The 17452-nt window shown below is 47.8% G+C and carries 17 protein-coding genes; 10 read left to right on the forward strand and 7 right to left on the reverse strand.

Annotated elements, in window-relative coordinates; genetic code table 11:
- Positions 1 to 363: 363 nt before the first annotated feature.
- The 5 genes from ACQCV8_RS07135 (at position 364) to ACQCV8_RS07155 (ending at position 9510) form a co-directional block, all read left to right on the forward strand.
- Positions 364 to 1323 carry an MBL fold metallo-hydrolase gene (locus ACQCV8_RS07135; RefSeq protein WP_426843887.1) on the forward strand — a complete coding sequence of 320 codons (960 nt, stop codon included), beginning with the start codon at positions 364 to 366 and terminating at the stop codon, positions 1321 to 1323.
- 11 nt (positions 1324 to 1334) lie between these two features.
- Complete coding sequence (locus tag ACQCV8_RS07140; RefSeq protein WP_426843888.1) at positions 1335 to 2123, forward strand: SDR family NAD(P)-dependent oxidoreductase; 789 nt, start codon at positions 1335 to 1337, stop codon at positions 2121 to 2123.
- Between the two features lie 232 nt (positions 2124 to 2355).
- The gene (locus ACQCV8_RS07145; RefSeq protein WP_426843889.1) at positions 2356 to 2934 is read left to right on the forward strand and encodes a TetR/AcrR family transcriptional regulator; all 579 of its coding nucleotides are present in this window, start codon (positions 2356 to 2358) and stop codon (positions 2932 to 2934) included.
- A gap of 17 nt (positions 2935 to 2951) precedes the next feature.
- The gene (locus tag ACQCV8_RS07150; RefSeq protein ID WP_426843890.1) at positions 2952 to 6119 is read left to right on the forward strand and encodes a bifunctional cytochrome P450/NADPH--P450 reductase; all 3168 of its coding nucleotides are present in this window, start codon (positions 2952 to 2954) and stop codon (positions 6117 to 6119) included.
- 217 nt (positions 6120 to 6336) lie between these two features.
- Positions 6337 to 9510, forward strand: coding sequence for a bifunctional cytochrome P450/NADPH--P450 reductase (locus ACQCV8_RS07155; protein WP_426843891.1), 3174 nt, complete (start codon positions 6337 to 6339; stop codon positions 9508 to 9510).
- 18 nt (positions 9511 to 9528) lie between these two features.
- Here ACQCV8_RS07155 and ACQCV8_RS07160 read toward each other — a convergent pair whose 3' ends face one another.
- On the reverse strand, positions 9529 to 9966 hold the full coding sequence (locus tag ACQCV8_RS07160) for a hypothetical protein (RefSeq protein ID WP_426843892.1): 438 nt from the start codon (positions 9964 to 9966) through the stop codon (positions 9529 to 9531).
- 360 nt (positions 9967 to 10326) lie between these two features.
- Here ACQCV8_RS07160 and ACQCV8_RS07165 point away from each other — a divergent pair, with 360 nt between their 5' ends.
- Both ACQCV8_RS07165 and ACQCV8_RS07170 read left to right on the forward strand, forming a co-directional pair.
- Positions 10327 to 11583 carry a DNA polymerase thumb domain-containing protein gene (locus tag ACQCV8_RS07165; protein WP_426844242.1) on the forward strand — a complete coding sequence of 419 codons (1257 nt, stop codon included), beginning with the start codon at positions 10327 to 10329 and terminating at the stop codon, positions 11581 to 11583.
- A gap of 21 nt (positions 11584 to 11604) precedes the next feature.
- The gene (locus ACQCV8_RS07170) at positions 11605 to 11940 is read left to right on the forward strand and encodes a YolD-like family protein (RefSeq protein WP_426843893.1); all 336 of its coding nucleotides are present in this window, start codon (positions 11605 to 11607) and stop codon (positions 11938 to 11940) included.
- Between the two features lie 44 nt (positions 11941 to 11984).
- Here the strand turns inward: ACQCV8_RS07170 and ACQCV8_RS07175 are convergent, their stop codons facing one another.
- Entirely contained in the window at positions 11985 to 12224 is a 240-nt protein-coding gene (locus ACQCV8_RS07175; RefSeq protein WP_426843894.1) for an HPr family phosphocarrier protein, read from the reverse strand.
- 20 nt (positions 12225 to 12244) lie between these two features.
- Positions 12245 to 12454, reverse strand: coding sequence for a CDGSH iron-sulfur domain-containing protein (locus ACQCV8_RS07180; protein WP_426843895.1), 210 nt, complete (start codon positions 12452 to 12454; stop codon positions 12245 to 12247).
- A gap of 141 nt (positions 12455 to 12595) precedes the next feature.
- On the opposite strand from ACQCV8_RS07180, the gene ACQCV8_RS07185 reads away from it, so the two are divergent.
- Together ACQCV8_RS07185 and ACQCV8_RS07190 are read left to right on the forward strand one after the other, a co-directional pair.
- Positions 12596 to 12919, forward strand: a complete 324-nt coding sequence (locus ACQCV8_RS07185; protein ID WP_426843896.1) for an iron-sulfur cluster biosynthesis family protein — start codon at positions 12596 to 12598, stop codon at positions 12917 to 12919.
- A gap of 10 nt (positions 12920 to 12929) precedes the next feature.
- Positions 12930 to 13172 (forward strand): DUF2552 family protein, encoded by a 243-nt coding sequence (locus ACQCV8_RS07190; protein ID WP_123917490.1) that lies wholly within the window; start codon positions 12930 to 12932, stop codon positions 13170 to 13172.
- Between the two features lie 178 nt (positions 13173 to 13350).
- Here the strand turns inward: ACQCV8_RS07190 and ACQCV8_RS07195 are convergent, their stop codons facing one another.
- The 4 genes from ACQCV8_RS07195 to ACQCV8_RS07210 all read right to left on the reverse strand — a co-directional run bounded on the left by ACQCV8_RS07195 (position 13351) and on the right by ACQCV8_RS07210 (position 16259).
- Positions 13351 to 14037, reverse strand: coding sequence for a hypothetical protein (locus tag ACQCV8_RS07195; protein ID WP_426843897.1), 687 nt, complete (start codon positions 14035 to 14037; stop codon positions 13351 to 13353).
- Positions 14034 to 14930: an ABC transporter ATP-binding protein gene (locus tag ACQCV8_RS07200; RefSeq protein ID WP_426843898.1), complete on the reverse strand. Its 897-nt coding sequence runs from the start codon at positions 14928 to 14930 to the stop codon at positions 14034 to 14036. Before ACQCV8_RS07200 ends, ACQCV8_RS07195 begins: the two co-directional genes overlap by 4 nt.
- On the reverse strand, positions 14927 to 15286 hold the full coding sequence (locus ACQCV8_RS07205; RefSeq protein WP_426844243.1) for a GntR family transcriptional regulator: 360 nt from the start codon (positions 15284 to 15286) through the stop codon (positions 14927 to 14929). Before ACQCV8_RS07205 ends, ACQCV8_RS07200 begins: the two co-directional genes overlap by 4 nt.
- Positions 15287 to 15479: 193 nt before the next feature.
- The gene (locus ACQCV8_RS07210) at positions 15480 to 16259 is read right to left on the reverse strand and encodes an alpha/beta hydrolase (protein WP_426843899.1); all 780 of its coding nucleotides are present in this window, start codon (positions 16257 to 16259) and stop codon (positions 15480 to 15482) included.
- A gap of 143 nt (positions 16260 to 16402) precedes the next feature.
- Here ACQCV8_RS07210 and ACQCV8_RS07215 point away from each other — a divergent pair, with 143 nt between their 5' ends.
- Positions 16403 to 17449: an ArsR/SmtB family transcription factor gene (locus ACQCV8_RS07215; protein ID WP_426843900.1), complete on the forward strand. Its 1047-nt coding sequence runs from the start codon at positions 16403 to 16405 to the stop codon at positions 17447 to 17449.
- Positions 17450 to 17452: the final 3 nt, after the last annotated feature.

Consider the following 17452-nt stretch of genomic DNA (forward strand, 5'->3'; position numbering starts at 1 on the left):
TGGCGCAAGCGTTCTGCACCCAGCTCAATGTGCCTGTAACGCGGGCTGCGTTTAGGTTTGCCTAACAGCTGGCAGGGTAGGTTCGATCCTCAAGCGGGCTGCACAGTTTTTCAGCCGGTGAACTGTGCTCTCTTTCGCCATTGATGGATGTACTGGTCCTGATCATCGCCGATTCCGATATCTTGTTTATATTTGTACTCCATTATGCAAGGGTGGACAAGCTAATGTCAATAAGGGAAATAACCTTTTTTTAGCTGAATTATTTGAATATAATGACAAAATTAACGAATAAGGGTAAAATTGGTTTGTACATATTCCAGGAGATCAAATTTTGTATGCAAAAATAATAAATGGGGGAAAAAAATGAATCCAATCACTGACCGGGAAGCGATCAAAGCGCTCCCTATCCCGACTCCTTTTCCGGTAGGGGATATCAATGCGTACCTGTATAAAGGCGACTCCCTTACACTGATTGACGCAGGACCTAAAACAGAAGAGGCCCTGGATGCACTCAAAGATCATTTAGGAGAGTGCGGATACGGGCTCGGGGATATTGAACAGGTCATTGTTACCCACCATCATCCTGACCATGTCGGATTGCTGGATGAGCTGAAGGGGGCGCAAATCATCGGGCACCCCTATAATGAACCATGGCTTTCCCGCGATCCGGAATTTCTTGAAAACCAGAAGGGATTTTTCCACGGACTGCTGCTGGAGTTCGGTGTGGATCCTGTCTTTCTTAAATATATTAAAAACTTAGAGCGGTCCCTTGCCTTTTCTTGTACCGTTTCGCTCAGTCAATCCATTCGGAGCGGGGATCCGGTTCCAGGAATGCCCGGATTCAAGGTTTTGGAAACACCAGGGCACGCCCAGTCTCATATTGCCCTGTACCGGGAAAAGGATGGAGTCTTATTTGGCGGAGATGTCCTGCTGAAAAAAATTTCCGCCAACCCGCTGCTTGAGCCGCCAATGGAAGGATTGGAACGCCCTAAGCCCCAGCTTCAGTTTAACGAAACGTTTGAACAACTGCTCGGCTTACGGATTACGAAGGTGTATTCAGGGCATGGAGAAGTGATCGAAAACGCACATGAACTGATTGCCTACAGGCAAAAGCGGCAGGGCGACCGTGCAGAGGAAGTGCGCCGGATGCTTGCGGAAAAGCCCATGACGGCCTTTCAAGTCTGTACGGAGCTGTTTCCGACCGTTTTTCATAAAGAGCTGATGCTGACCATGTCGGAAAGCGTTGCCCAGTTGGATTATTTAGAGAACCTAGGTAAAATAACATCAAATGGTTCAAAGGAAAACCGAATGTATTTTACTTAGGATGGTGGAGCATGGATTTAAAGAATAAAGTGGTGTTTATCACCGGTGCATCAGGCGGAATCGGAGAAGCAATGGCGCGGAAAAGCGCTGCTGCAGGAGCGGTTCCAGTCCTGATGGCACGCAGAGAAGACCGGCTCAAATCACTCGCTCTCGAGCTGAAGCAAACATATGGTGCAGAAGTGTTTTACGCAAAACTGGATGTTTCAGATACGAAAGAAATAGCCTCTGTTTTTCAGCAGCTGGCCGCAAAGACAGGCCGCGTGGATGTCCTCGTTAACAATGCGGGATTTGGTGTGTTCAAAACCGTTGAGGAATCTGCTCTCGAGGAAATGAAAAGGATGTTTGAGGTAAATGTATTCGGGCTGATTGCCTGCACGAAGGCTGTGCTTCCCGCAATGAAAAAGCAGGGGGGCGGACAGATCATCAACATTGCCTCCCAAGCCGGAAAAATTGCAACGCCTAAATCAAGCCTTTACGCTGCAACGAAGCATGCCGTGCTCGGGTTCTCCAACAGCTTGCGAATGGAGTGCACCGGTACAGGAATCAAGGTGACCACTGTGAATCCGGGTCCCATTAGAACAGATTTTTTTGAAACCGCTGATGAGAGCGGCGACTATACAAAGAATGTAGAGCGCTGGATGCTCACTCCTGATTTTGTTGCAGAGAAAGTCGTACGCTCCATGGTCCGGTATAAACGGGAAATCAATCTGCCGCGCTGGATGAATGCAGGGAGCACGCTGTATCAGATGGCCCCGGGGCTGATTGAAAAGCTTGCCGGGAATGCTTTCAATAAGAAATAACGGAACGGTCTGCAGCATAAGCCCGCCGCTTGAGGATTTGTCTGCCTCACACGGCGGGTTTTGCTATGGCATCGGGTTCCATTATTTGATAGAAAAGTCAGAATTGACGTACAATCCGGGTTCTTTTGCTTAGAAGCTTTTTCATTCTTCTGTTCTATTCATCTGTTAAGCTTTCAGCGTTACACTAATCTAAACGGAATGAATGTTCATTCCGTTTAGAAGGGGGATTTGAATGACCGTCAATGCAGGAGGGAAAGAAAATCAGATCTTAGAGGCCGGGCTCATCTTGTTTGCCGGACGCGGATTTGATGCGACGGCCGTACCTGCAATAGCTGATAAGGCTGGAGTAGGGGCGGGCACCATTTACCGTTATTTTGACAATAAAGAAACGCTCGGCAACGTACTTTTTCAGCAATGTTCAAGACAGCTTGAAGCTGCGCTGTCACATGGTCCCCGAGATGCGGTGGATCTGAGGGAGCAGTTTCGGCACTTTTTCTATGGAATGGTCACTTTTACCAATAAACATGAGCATGCTCTGTGCTTCATAAGGAATCACGCCCATGCGCACTTTTTGAATCAAAAGAGCACGGATCAATTTATACAGGCCCTGTCCGGCCTCTATGATTTTTTTGAAGAAGGAAAAAAGAAGCGGATGATCCGGAATTTGCCCTCCAACGGCTTGATCGCGATTTTATTCGGAGCTTTCTTGGAGCTTCACCGCCTTATTCGTGCCGGACACCTGGAAGAGACGGCGGAGCTGTTAAGCGGAATCGAAGAAAGCTGCTGGGATGCTGTAAGAATTCATCAATAAGAAAGAAGGAATGCTGTATGACGCTAATGAGCAAAATTCCACAGCCGGAGCTTCATGGAGAGAATTTGCAAGTGCCGCTGCTGAATCCGGAAAAGCCGGTTCAGTCACTTATGAAGATTGCGGAGCAGATGGGACCAATCTTTCAATTTCAGAAACAAACTCAATCCACTGTCTATCTGTCGGGGCGGGCGCTGACAGCAGAGGTATCAGATGAATCAAGGTTTGATAAAAGTGTAAGCCAGGCGCTGAAAAATGTCCGCGCTTTTTCTGGTGACGGCTTGTTTACGAGCTGGACGCATGAGCCAAACTGGAAAAAAGCACATAATATTCTGCTGCCGAGCTTCAGTCAGAAGGCCATGAAAGGATACCACAGCATGATGGCCGACATCGCGATTCAGCTGGTGCAGAAATGGGAGCGCCTTAATGCCGGGGATACGGTGGATGTCTCAGAGGATATGACAAGGCTGACTCTTGATACGATCGGACTTTGTGGATTTAACTTCAGGTTCAACAGCTATTACCGCGAGAAATTCCATCCATTTATTGAGAGTATGAACGGGGCACTCGGGGAAGCGATGAGCAAGCTGCAGCGCACCGAAACAGACGAAGCCTTCCTAAAGAAAAAGGAGGAAGCCTTTCAGGAGAATATTCAGTCTATGTTCAGCCTGGTTGACGAGCTGATTGCGGAGCGCAGACAAATGAAGGCGGAGGAATGGGCGGACGACTTGCTTTCTCACATGCTGAGAAGCAAAGATCCGGAAACAGGGGAAGGTCTCGATGATGAAAACATCCGTTTTCAGATTATCACCTTTTTAATTGCCGGCCATGAGACAACAAGCGGCCTTCTCTCGTTTGCCCTCTATTATTTACTGAAAAACAAGGATGTTTTGAAAAAAGCTCAAGAGGAGGCGGACCGTGTTTTGACAGAACCGGTTCCGGGCTACAAAGAGGTCAAAAAGCTTAAATACGTGCAAATGATCTTAAATGAAACCCTGCGGCTCTGGCCGACCGCTCCTGCTTTTTCCCTATATGCCAAAGAAGATGAAATAATCGGCGGAGAATTCGCCATTGCCAAAGGGGAGGAAGTCACTGTTCTGCTTCCGCAGCTGCACCGCGATCCGGAAGTTTGGGGGGAGAATCCCTCACAATTTAAGCCGGAAAGGTTTGAGGACATGAGCGGGATTCCGCCGCATGCATTCAAGCCGTTCGGGAATGGACAGCGGGCCTGTATCGGCCAGCAGTTTGCCCTGCATGAAGCAACATTAGTCCTCGGCCTGCTTCTGAAGCATTTTGATTTTGACGACCATACCAATTATGAACTGAATGTTAAAGAGACTCTTACTCTTAAGCCGAATGAGTTTACGATGAAGGTTAAATCCAGGAAAAGATGGATGGGCTTTGCGGTTTCAGCAGAGCAGCCGGTAAAAAAAGAACAGCGTGCTGCTGCCGGTGAGCCCGACGAGGATGCCCATCAGACACCGATGCTTGTCCTTTTCGGCTCCAATATGGGCACAGCTGAAGGTTTAGCAAAGGAGCTGGCTGAAAAAGGTGTGCAGCTGGGATTCAAAGCAGAGGCTGCGCCGCTTGATGACTTTGCAGGAAAGCTTCCTAAAAAAGGAGCCGTTGTTATTCTCACGGCCTCCTATAACGGAAATCCGCCTGATAATGCACAAGCGTTTGTGCATTGGCTGGAGTCGGCCGGTCCGGAAGAACTGAAAGGGGTTCAGTATACCGTATTCGGATGCGGAGACCGGAATTGGTCGAGCACGTATCAGCGTATTCCTCAGCTCATTGACCGGACGATGGAGGAGAAAGGCGCGATTAAAATTGCAAGCCGCGGCGAGGGAGATGCAGATACAGATTTTGAAGCGGATTTTGAACTGTGGCAAGAAGGGTTCTGGACAGAGGCTGCTTCCCATTTTGATGCAGAACTTCCATCCGGAGCCGGGGAAGGTGCTTCTCTTACGGCAGAGTTCGTGCCGGGTGTGCAGGTGACCCCTCTTGGGGAAGCTTATAAGGCATTTTCAGCCGAGGCTGCCGTATCAGCAGAGCTTCAAGCCGAGGCGAGCGGACGGAGCACCCGCCACGTGGAGCTGATCCTGCCGGCTGACAAAACGTACAAGGAGGGCGGACATATCGGTATCTTTCCCAAGAACAGCCCGGAGCTTATCAGCCGGGTTCTCCGCCGCTTTCAGCTGAGCGGAGAAGAACAGCTTCTGCTGCATGGAGAAGGGGCCAGTACGTCTCACCTGCCAAAAGAACAGCCAATTGGTGTGCGGGAGCTGCTTTCCGCCTATGCAGAGCTGCAGGAGCCGGTTACGAGGACACAGCTGAAGGTCTTAGCTTACGTTAATGTGTGTCCGCCGCACCGGATGGAGCTAGAATCCATGCTGGACCGCTATCAGGAGGAGGTTCTCTCCAAGCGGGTTACAATGCTTGAGCTGCTGGAAAAGTACATGGCATGCGAGCTTTCATTTGAACGGTTCCTAAGCCTGCTTCCGCCGCTTAAACCGCGCTATTATTCGATTTCCAGCTCTCCGGATGCATCCCCCGGCAGAGTCAGCCTGACCGTCAGTGTTTTAAAGGATTCTGCGTGGAGCGGTGCCGGAGAATACAATGGAGTGGCTTCGGGCTACCTCGCCCGTATTATGCCGGGAGAACGCGTCTCCTGCTTTATAAAAGGACCGCAGGACGGCTTTGAAAGGCCGGAAGACCCGGAAATTCCCCTGATCATGGTCGGCCCCGGTACGGGAGTTGCTCCATTCAGAGGCTTTCTGCAAGGCCGGCGTGTCCTGAAAGAGAAAGGGGCAAAGCTTGGAGAAGCCCATCTCTATTTTGGCTGCAGAGCCCGTGAGCACGATTATTTGTATGAAAAGGAATTGAAGGAAGCGGAACGGGATGGTTTAGTGACCCTTCACACAGCTTTTTCGCGGGAAGAAGGCAAGGCAAAAACCTATGTTCAGCACCTGATTAAAAAAGAGGCTTCCTCACTCATTCGGCTGCTGGAACAGAACGGCCGCCTTTACATTTGCGGCGACGGCAGCAAAATGGCGCCTGATGTAGAAAATGTCATAAAAGAAAGCTATCAGTCTGAAAAAAATGCATCAGAAGAAGAAGCGGCCTCCTGGCTTGCCAATCTTCAAATGCAGGGACGCTTTGCAAAAGATGTATGGGCAGGGAAATAATATTTCAGCACAAAGGAAAGCAGCCTGGCGAAGGCTGCTTTTTCCTTTGGCGAATCAGGGCTTTAAAATCAGTTTTTTTGCAGGAATTCGATGTTTTGTCCAGCCAAATGTGCAAAAACAGCATATTTATATAGCATTCATAAGTTTTTGCGGAACGGCAGAACTTTTCATCTTGAGCGAATGAAACAGAATCATAACTGAAAGAGGGAAATGCTATATGACGTCTTTAAGACAAATCCCGGAGCTGCATGTGAAAGAGCCGGATGGGGGCAAGTCTATTCTGGACCCTGGAAATATCATTCAGTCCCTTATCGAAATCTCTAAAAAAGCCGGTCCCATATTCAGGTTCGACAGACCCCGGAATGGAGCTGTTTTTCTTTCAAGCCATAAATTCGCAGCAGAAGTATTCGATGAGGCGCGGTTTGATAAAAGTGTGGGCGCTGCTTTGCAAAACCTCCGCCCGTTTTCCGGAGATGGGCTATTTACAAGCTGGACTCATGAGCCCAACTGGAAAAAAGCTCATGGAATTCTTATGCCAAGCTTCAGCCAGAAAGCAATGAAAGGCTATCACATGATGATGGCGGATATTGCAGTCCAGCTTGTCCAGAAATGGGAGCGCATGAATGAAGGGGAATCCATCCATATCCCGGAAGATATGACAAAGCTTACGCTCGATACAATCGGTCTTTGCGGCTTTAACTATCGTTTCAACAGCTTTTACAGGACAGGATTCCATCCATTTGTGGAAAGCATGAATGCCGCCCTTCTTGAGGCAATGAGCCAGCTGACGAGGTCCCATAAAGAGGAGGCATTATACAAGAAAGAGCTGGACGCTTTTCACGCCGATATCGGAATCATGTTCGGACTCGTCGACCAGCTTATAGCGAGCCGCAGGAAACAGCCGGAAAACCGGTGGCCCGGGGATCTGCTTTCACACATGCTTCGCAGCAGGGACCCCGAAACCGGGGAAATGCTGAACGATGAAAACATCCGCTATCAGATGATTACGTTTTTAATCGCGGGCCATGAGACAACAAGCGGGTTGCTCTCCTTTACCATGTACGAGCTCTGCAAAAATCCGGCTGTTCTGAAAAAAGCACAGGAAGAAGCCGACCGTGTCCTTACTTCTCCCGTGCCTTCGTACAAAGAAGTGAAAAAGCTGAAATATATTCAGATGATTGTAAACGAAGCACTCCGTCTTTGGCCCACCGTTCCTGCCATTTCGCTCTATGCAAAAAATGATGAAATAATCGGCGGTGAATTTGCCCTTCAGAAAGGACAGGAGGTAACCGTTCTTCTTCCCCGGCTTCACCGCGATCCTGCTGTATGGGGGAAGGATGCTGACGTGTTCAAACCCGGGAGATTTGAAGATATGAGCACCATTCCCCCTCATGCCTACAAGCCTTTTGGGAACGGGCAGCGAGCCTGTATCGGCCAGCAGTTTGCCCTGCATGAGGCAACCCTTGCACTCGGGCTTCTGCTAAAGCATTTTGACTTCGCAGATGACGCGAATTATCAGCTGGCAATAAAAGAAACGCTGAGCTGGAAGCCGCACAGTTTTACACTAAAAGCTGTATCCAGGAAAAAATGGACGGGATCAGCAATGATCGCTGAACATCCATCAGCAGCCTCATCCACAAGGAATTCGCTTCAGGAACCTGCTGAAGATGCTCATCGGACACCGCTCCTCATTCTTTACGGGTCTAATATGGGAACCTCGGAGGAACTGGCAATGGAGCTTGCGGGGACAGCGGGCCGGCTTGGGTTTCAAGCAAAAACGGGAGCTTTGGATGATTTTTCCGGCAAGCTGCCGAAAAAGGGTGCCGTACTCATTATTACCTCCTCCTACAATGGAAATCCCCCGGATAACGCCGTGAAATTTTTTCACTGGCTCGGTAAAGCTGGCAGAAATGAACTGGAAGGGGTGACGTACACCGTGTTCGGATGCGGCGATCGAAGCTGGTCTGCGACGTATCAGCGAGTTCCTGCAGATATGGACCAAAAGCTGGAGGAGAAAGGTGCTTTTCGATTGTGTGTCCGGGGCGAAGGCGATGCAGATGGTGATTTTTTCGGCAGTTTTAAAGCTTGGGAGCACGAGATGTGGAGAGCGCTTGCTGCTCGCTTTGAGCTGGATGATGCCGCTGCCAGCCCAGAGGAGGATGAGACCTTATCCATTGAATTTGTCAGCAGTGAACCAATGGCTCCTGCTGCCCTGAAGCATCAGGCGTTCATCGCTGAAGTGACAGTGAACAAAGAGCTTCAATCGGCTGCCAGCGCACGGAGCACCCGCTATCTTGAATTGTCCCTGCCAAAAGATGTGACCTACAGAGAAGGGGGGCATATTGGCATCCTGCCTCATAATTGTGAAGAGTTAGTGAATCGCGTCCTGCTGCGCTTTGGGCTCAGCGGCAGGGAAAGGGTTGTTCTGAGGGGAGAAGGAGCAAAGACTGCACATCTTCCAAAGGGGGAAACCATCGAAGTTCGCAGACTGCTTACCGAGTACGTGGAGCTGCAGGATCCTGTTACAAAGACCCAGCTGAAAATACTCGCAGAAGCCACGGTCTGTCCTCCTCACAGATTTGAACTGGAAGCAATGCTGAAAAGGTATGAGGAAGATATTCTGCCTAAGCGGATTTCCATGCTTGAACTTTTGGAAAACTATTTGGCCTGTGAGCTGAATTTTGAACGGTATATTAGCCTGCTGCCGCCCCTCAAGCCGCGTTACTACTCCGTCTCCAGCTCTCCTCAGCGTTCTCCTGGAAAGGTGAGCTTAACCGTAAGTGTGCTTAAGGAACAGGCATGGAGCGGATCAGGAGAATACCATGGGATTGCTTCATGCTATCTTGCCCGCCTGCTGCCGGGAGCTCAAGTTACGTGTTTTATTAAAGAGCCCCAAGCCGGCTTTGAAATGCCTTCGAACCCTGCGACACCTATTATTATGGTCGGGCCTGGCACTGGAATTGCCCCATTCAGAGGTTTTCTGCAGAGACGGAGGATTCTTCAGGAGCAGGGATACAGTCTTGGGGAAGCTCACTTGTACTTTGGCTGCAGAACACGGAAACACGACTTTCTTTACGAAGAGGAACTGAAAGAAGCAGAACGGGATGGGCTCGTAATCCTTCATACCGCTTTCTCCCGGGAGGATGGGAAAGCGAAAACGTATGTGCAGCATCTTATGAAAAAACATGCATCTCAAGTGATATCGCTTTTTGACCAGCATGCACATCTATACATTTGCGGGGATGGCAGCAAAATGGCACCGGATGTGGAAGCGGCAATGAAAGAAATCTACCAGGCCGAAAGAGATTCATCCGAAGAAGAAGCGGCCGAGTGGCTCGCTGATCTGCAGCAGCAGGGCCGTGTTGCGAAAGACGTTTGGGCAGGAAAATGATTGCAGAGAAAGCAGCTCTTATCGGGGCTGCTTTCTTACACTTGAAAGGAGAATATATCCGAAAGCCGTTCCGCAGATCGAGCTGATCATGAGATTTTGCAATGTCCCATAGCCTCCTGTGAGAAAACCTGGAAAAGGCAGGAGGTGCTCGCCGGTAAGAAATTGAAGGTTTGCTCCGGTCAAGTATGCAAGCGGCAGGCCAATGATCAGGAGCTTTAGCCACCCGATTTTCCAGCGCCCTTCCCGCCAGATGTCCAGTATCAGCTCTGGAGCTGCAAACAGCATTCCGGCTGCAACCGGGAAGAGATATTGAAACGCTGAAAATGTTCTAAGGTCATAAATTTCTTTCGCTTCCTTTTCTAACACCATTCCGAATCGCACACCGCTATATAAGAACCATCCCGCCACAAGTAAAAATAAGAAATAAACAATCCCATTTCTAACGGAATTTTCCATATTATCCCTCCTCACCCTTTATACCATTATATTCCATTAATGATGGATTTACACTCTTAATACTCCTGCGCCGGTCCTTCATCTTCCCAAAGTTCCGTCTATAATGGTTGAATGAACAGATCAGCCTATTCTCCAGCGGTGCTTTTTGCAACGTCACAGCTGCTTGCTATTTCCCCTGTTATAAAGCCATTCCTTCTGCCTGAAAAAAGATTTCCCCCCAGGAAGGCTTTCTTTTTGCCTGCTATCATGCAGTTTTTCACTGTTCGCCAAAAACTACCATTGAACACGAACGTTTATTCGATTATGATTAGCGGTATAATAGAACTACGAACACACATTCTTGTTGGAGGGGTAAGTGAGATGGAGTATGACCAGCTTCCCAAAAAGAAAATTCTTTGCATTGATATGAAAAGCTTTTATGCGAGCTGCGCGGCGGTTCTGATGGGGCTTGATCCGCACACGTGCTATCTTGCTGTAGTCGGTGATACCGAACGGCAGGGAAGCGTGGTGCTGGCCGCATCTCCCCGGCTGAAAAAGGATTTCAATATTAAAACAGGATCAAGAAAGTTTGAAATTCCGGACGATCCCCGGATTCATGTGGTAAATCCGAAGATGGCGATGTTTATCCGGATTTCAACGGAGCTTTCCAAAATGTTTCACCGGTATGTTCCGCGGGAGGCAATCCACATTTACAGCGTCGATGAAAGCTTTATTCAAGTAGACGGGGTGGAGCACCTTTGGGGGGATGCGACCACAATCGCCTGGAAAATCAGAAGTGAAATGGAACGGGAATTCCAGCTTCCATGTGCAATCGGCATCGGTCCGAATATGCTGCTGTCCAAGGTTTGCCTTGACATCGAGGCGAAAAAGACCGGTGTGGCGGAATGGACCTATGATGACGTAGAAACGAAGCTTTGGAATCTAAAGCCTTTGAGCCAAATGTGGGGCATTGGCGGCAGAATGGAAAAAAACCTGAACCGGATGGGGATTTTCAGCATCGGCCAGCTCGCCCGCTACCCGCTTGAGCGGCTGGAGAAAAAATTCGGCATCATGGGAAATCAGCTTTATTATCATGCATGGGGGGTGGATCTCTCTGATATTGGCGAACCGATTTTGCAGGGGCAGATCAGCTTCGGCAAAAGCCAGATTCTGATGCGCGATTATACCGATCCAAAGGAAATCAGGCATGTGATCCTTGAAATGTGCGAGGAAGTAGCTCGGAGGGCCCGCCATCACTGCCGGGCCGGCCGAACGGTCAGCTTCGGAGTCGGATACAGCAAGGATGAGCTCGGCGGAGGTTTTTACCGCTCGCGGACGATGGAGGAGCCGACCAATATTACGATGGACCTCTACCGCACGTGTCTTGAGCTGTTTGATGAATTTTATGATGGAAAAACGGTCCGCAAAATTTCAATTGCTCTTTCCAATATTGAAGAGGACGCGGAAAGCCAGCTTAACCTGTTTCAGCCCGACCGGGAGAAGCACCGGACTCTCGGGTATGTCATGGATTCTATCCGAAGCAAATACGGCTCTGACTCCCTGCTCCGCGCCGTTTCCTATACGAAGGCGGGAACCGCGAGACACCGTGCAACACTCGTCGGCGGGCATAAGGCTTAAGAAAGGGGGAAACGGAAACGTATGATACGCGATCGGGGAAACATCAAATGGACCTCCATGATGCTGCCGGAGCATGTCAAGCTGCTGCGGCAATGGAAAGAGGAAGAGCGGCATACAGCGAAGCCGGAAATCGACGAACAGCAGCTGGAAGAGTTTAACGAAATCATCTGCATAGCAATGGAACATCATCAGCCGCTCCGCTTCACCATTCACGAGCACGAACAGCTTGTTCCTTATACCGGGCACATTCATTTTCTCGACCAAACGGCACAGGCGATTCGGGTAGTCGATGCAGCGGGAAAGCGCCGCACGATTCCAATCACACAGATTGTCAGGATTGAGGAGCACGGGGAGTAAACGGGAAAGACCAATTGGCATCACCCAATTGGTCTTTCTTGAAATTATTCCTTTTCAAAAAGTCCCAGACCGAGAAATGCTTCCTCTGCCGAAGCACTTCCTTCCGCCGCAATTTCAACTGCATCCCCAGGCTGAAGGGAAAGGGCCAGTACCCCTAAAAGGCTCTTCGCATCAATGACCCAATGCTCTTTTTGAATCAGGATTCTTTCTTCAAACTGGTTAGCTGTATGAACGAGCTGGCTGGCTGAATCAGCAAAAACAGGCTTTAACACGCGGACCTTCATATTCCCACCCCCCAATGAAATTAATCCAGTTCTTTTTCAGCACGCACGCATGAGTCAAATTTGCCTTTATGTGTAGCGTCACAGTAAGGCATTTTTTGAGACTGGCCGCAGCGGCATAACGAGAAAGCGGGCTTCGCCGGATACACATTTCCATCTGCGTCAATCAGCTCCACATCGCCAGTCACACGGAAAGGGCCATTATCCAATATTTTGATCTGAACTTTAGACACAAGAGTCCTCCTTTCCAGAAAAAAGATACTCTAATGTTAATCTGAACCAATTGAAAAAGCAACGGTCCCTTGCATCATCCAGGCATTGCGCATAAGAATGTGATACACTGTCCATACATCATCTAAAAGAAGGTGCAGGACATGAAGGTAACATTTACAGAAAAAGCAATAGAACGAATTGAGCCAAGTTTAACTGAAAACCCGGAAGCTTATCTAAAGCTGAAATATGATACAGAGGGTTGCGGCTGTGTCGTATCAGGGGTCGCAGCACTGTGGCTTGTGAAGGAAACAGATGAGGATGATCTGAAGATTGAAACCAATTTTCAGCCGGTCTATCTGGAAAAGACAAAAATGGTCTTTTTAGATGAAAACATGACCGTAGATTTTCTTGAATCCGCCAACACCTTTGCGCTGAAAAGCCCGTCACAAATGCTCAATCCGCGCATGAGTTTAGTCGTTAAGTGAGGAAGACATCATGAAAAAAGACAAATTCCAATCGATGAAAAACATTGCCCAGGACAAGACATGGGTATCATTCTTAAACAACAATCATCCATTCAGTCTGATGCACTGGTCAATCGGAGGAATCCATGACGAGCAAAAGAACGTCTGGCTCCTGCAGGACGAAATGACGTTCCAGGCCCAGGAATTTCCGACGATTGATGATGCAATTGCCTGGATGCGCGAAAATATGGAAGATGTAACGGATGTACTATAAGAAGAGAGGCGCTGAAGCGCCTCTCTTTTTTTACGCGGCGAAGAGCCGGTTTGGCAGCGGAAAAAGGGTGTGTTCAGGTGGATGTCAGATAAACTTGTCAGACAACGCGTGGGTTTCATGTTTGTCAGACAAAACGCGTAAAAAACAGGGATGCGCAAGAGCGATCCCTGCATGAAGATTAAATAGATGCTTTGCGGAGAAGCAAGTAAGAGAAGAAAGGGCAAGCCAGGCTGATGAAAAGAATGGATAATGCGGCATTGTCCGGATGGTCTGCAAAAAATTGAAAGAAAGGAGCCCACCATTGAAAATAGGTAAAAACAAAGCTTAATCCTGTCACCAGAAGTCCAAGAACAGAGAAGAAAATATAAAGACCGTTTTTGCCAAATCGCTGATACAGGCTCGCTATTAAAAATCCGAACATAAAGTTGTAGATTAATAGAACGAAGAAGATCCAGAACTGCCAGAGCGGGTTTTGATTAAAGACGTTCAGCAGGCTGAAATAATGGATTTGAAAGCCCCAGCCTCCGGTCACCCGGCTTTCGAGAATGGAAAAGACAGAAAGAAGCAGAGCGGTTGCTATACTGGTTATAATAAAAACAGCCATCGTTCCTTTAAAGTAATCCTTCCGCCGCAGGCTCAAGTCGAGAGAAAAAGGGAATATTTGAGAAGTGAGAACGATGCCTGAGACAAACATAAATACAAATATGGTCATGATTCCGCCCGTATAAAATCCCTCTTCCGTTTGAATGATAAAAGCAATCAGATAGTTAATCGCAAGGCTTGACAAGGTGATGATCCAAGGAAGGTATAAAAGAGTGAATTTGTATTTCACATGCATTTTCATGACTGCAGTCATTGAATTCATTGAGCTTTTGCCTCCTTTAAATTGGCTGAAGCGCTTGTTAAATGGATAATCAGCTGCTGCATGGAGACCGGGGCAATTTCCAGGCCTGATTGATCTGCAAGCAGTTTATCGGATGGGCTTAAATGCCCCAGGACTGTAGCCGAAATAAGTCCTCCAAACGCTTCCCGCTTCAGTGCTTCTTTCCCTTTTATATATTCAGTGACTTTTAAAGCAGGGCCCACCACAGTAAAGGCTTTTCCGCGAATGTCCTCGGCGTCTTCATTAATAATCAGATTCCCATTGTCAATGACCAGTACATGCTCCAGAATTTTGCTGACCTCGTCAATCAGGTGTGTCGATAGAATAATGGTTCGAGGGTGTTGGCTGTAATCCTCAATCAGGTGATCATAGAAAATGTTTCTGGCTACAGCATCAAGGCCAAGGTAAGGTTCATCAAATATAGTTAAGGGCGCTCTGCTTGCAAGACCAATGACAATCCCTGCAGAGGAGAGCATCCCGCGGGACAGTTTTTTCATCTTGCGGTTGAGAGGAAGGGTAAAGTCTTTAATTAAGGAATCAGCGTATTTCTGGTCCCAATTTGGGAAGATCGCAGAGCAAATATCCAGCAAATCAGCAATATGGATGATATCAGGGTATTTCTGACTCTCTTTAATGAAGCACACCTGGCTCAGAACCGCTTGATTTTCAAATGGGGCTTCTCCAAACACCTTAATGTCTCCCTCAGACGGGAAAAGCCGGGCTGTAATCATATTCATGATGGTGGTTTTGCCTGCACCGTTCCTTCCCAGCAGGCCATAAATTTTATTAGGCTCCAGTGAAAAGCTGATGTTTTTCACCGCTGCTGTATCACCGTAAGTCTTTGTAAGTCCGTTTACCTCTAGAATAGGATTCATCGTATGTTCGCCCCTTTTTGGATCATTTCCTGCAGCTGCACAGCAGTAATCCCTATCTTTTCAGCCTCATGAAGCATGGTAACAATATATTGATCGTAAAACTGTTTTTTCCTTTTCTCCATTAACTTTTCAAGAGCTCCTGCCGCGACAAACATGCCAACCCCTCTTTTCTTATAAAGAACTCCCTGATCCACTAACAGATTGACTCCTTTCCCGGCGGTAGCAGGATTGATCTGGTAAAAAGCGGCGAACTGATTGGTTGAGGGAACTTGAGTTTCTTCCGGCAGACTGCCTTCAATAATGTCATTCTCAATCCTTTCAGCAATTTGTACATAAATTGGCCGGCTGTCATCAATCAAATGAGCAAGACCTCCTTTATACTATGTTGGTTAATTACTTATGTAACTAACTATATAAGCTTAGGGAGATTATGTCAATGGGCGGAAAAGAAAAATCTCAGTTCTGATTTCCAGCCCCGGAGCGCACAAAAAAAGGATGCGGCGATGGCATCCTTTGGACAACGCAATTCGTTTATAAAAGGTGGCTGGCTTATTTTTGTATAGGGTTCAGCAAATAGTCCAAAACCTTGGGAAACCGTTTCTTGAAATCCGAATAGTGATGACATCCGTGATCAATAACTTCAAATCGAGCTTCCTTCACTTTATTACTCACAATCCCAAAGATCCTTTGATTGGATCGCAGGAACTCCTGGCTTACGGTTTGATGCCCGCTGCCCTCATCTGTCCCGCAATCCAAATAAAGCCGGTTAAGGAAGGACAAGTCAGTATCCTTCGAAAGCCTCTCCATTTCTTCCTGATTGCGGTAAAACGCGGATGAAAGCCCTGCTACTCTCGTGAAAATTTGGGGATACATACAAGCTGCATAAACTGAAATGGCGCCGCCTAATGAAATGCCGGCCATATAGTTTTCGTGTGGGAGGGTGCGGTAAGAATCATCGATAAAGGGCTTCAGCTCTTGAACGATAAAATCAAGATAAGCGGATCCTTTCCCTCCAGCCGTGCTTATGCCGCCAAGCAGCTTTTCCGAATACAGGCCGCTGACCCAAGGACATAACTCGTTGATTCGCTCTTCCCCTGCAGGATTTAAATCAATGGCCGCAATGATAATTTCATATTGTTTTTTTTCTAATACATTTGCCAAGTCAAGAGAAACGCCGCCAAACGCCGATTCATCTGTAAAAACATTCTGTCCATCATGTAAATAGAGAACAGGATATCTTTTAGTGCTGATGGAGGAGGGAGGCTGGTATATGCGGATCGTTCGCTCCTGCTGAAAAACATTCATTGGAAGCTGAATGCAATCGATCATCTCTTCGCCTGCTTTCTATCGTTTTATTCTACTTTCGCCTAAAGGCTTAATAATCCTGCCGTTTGGATTATTTTGCAAGAATAGTTCTATAATTATTGAATTAATAATTCTAAAAATATAGAATATATAAGGAGGTGCTGAAAATGGAATTCATATTTGAAACAGGAAGAGAACGGGAAACCTATGAGGTTGAAGTCCGCTATTCATTACTGTGGGAGGCCGCCCTTGGCATTGCGGCCATTACGAACACTCCGCTTCTTAAAACACTCGAGAAGCCAGAGGAGGAGTGGGAGCGAATAAAAGACTCTCTTACGGAAGAGATGCTGCGTCATCTGGAATACACAGAAAAAAACAACACATGGAAGGCTCTTCTTCAGCTGCTGCATGAAGAGAGCTTTGAGAATCTTTCAACATTCACAGCCTATGTCCATTCCCTGTCAAAAGAAGCCTTCACCTTCATTTGTCTCCCATTCCTTGGATCCCGCTTGCAGAATACGAGACTAAAAGCGGCGAGTGGAGAGGAAGCTGCAATGGAAGAGCTGAAAAATGCGGCCGGCTGGAATCCGTTTTTTCCAGCTTATATTGACCTGATCTGCACGGAAGATACGGAATGGCTGAAAAAGCATCTAATTGAAACGCTTGCCGGCTGGTATGAGGCGGCAGTAAAGCCTGATGAAGAAAGACTTGCCGGCATCCTGAAAAGAGAGGTTGAATCGAAAAAGAGGATGGCCGAGAAAATGAAGCCTGAGCCATTTGTAGAATGGGCGACAGAGGGGAGGACGTATTCCCCTGAGCCGAGTATTCACCACGTTCTGCTCATCCCCCACACCATTTACCGTCCGTGGAACATTGAAGCGGATTTGCCGGACACGAAAGTATTTTATTATCCGGCATCCAATGAAAGTCTTTATCCGGATGATCCATTTATTCCGCCTGCCCCCCTCATTCAAAAACATAAAGCGCTTGGAGATGAAACCAGGCTGAAAATCATCAAAATGCTTTCCGTAAAAGGCCGGACTTTGCAGGAAATAACCGATGAACTCGGGATGGGGAAGACGACGGTCCATCATCATCTAAAAACACTTAAAGGGGCAAGGCTGGTAGAGGTAAAAGAATCCAGATACTTGCTGAAACAATTCTCGCTGCAAGGACTTTCTGAAGAACTCGATGATTTTTTGAAAGGGAAGTGAAGC

Origin of the sequence: Metabacillus sp. 84, from assembly GCF_050107715.1 — a bacterium.
Lineage (GTDB): Bacteria > Bacillota > Bacilli > Bacillales > Bacillaceae > Metabacillus_B.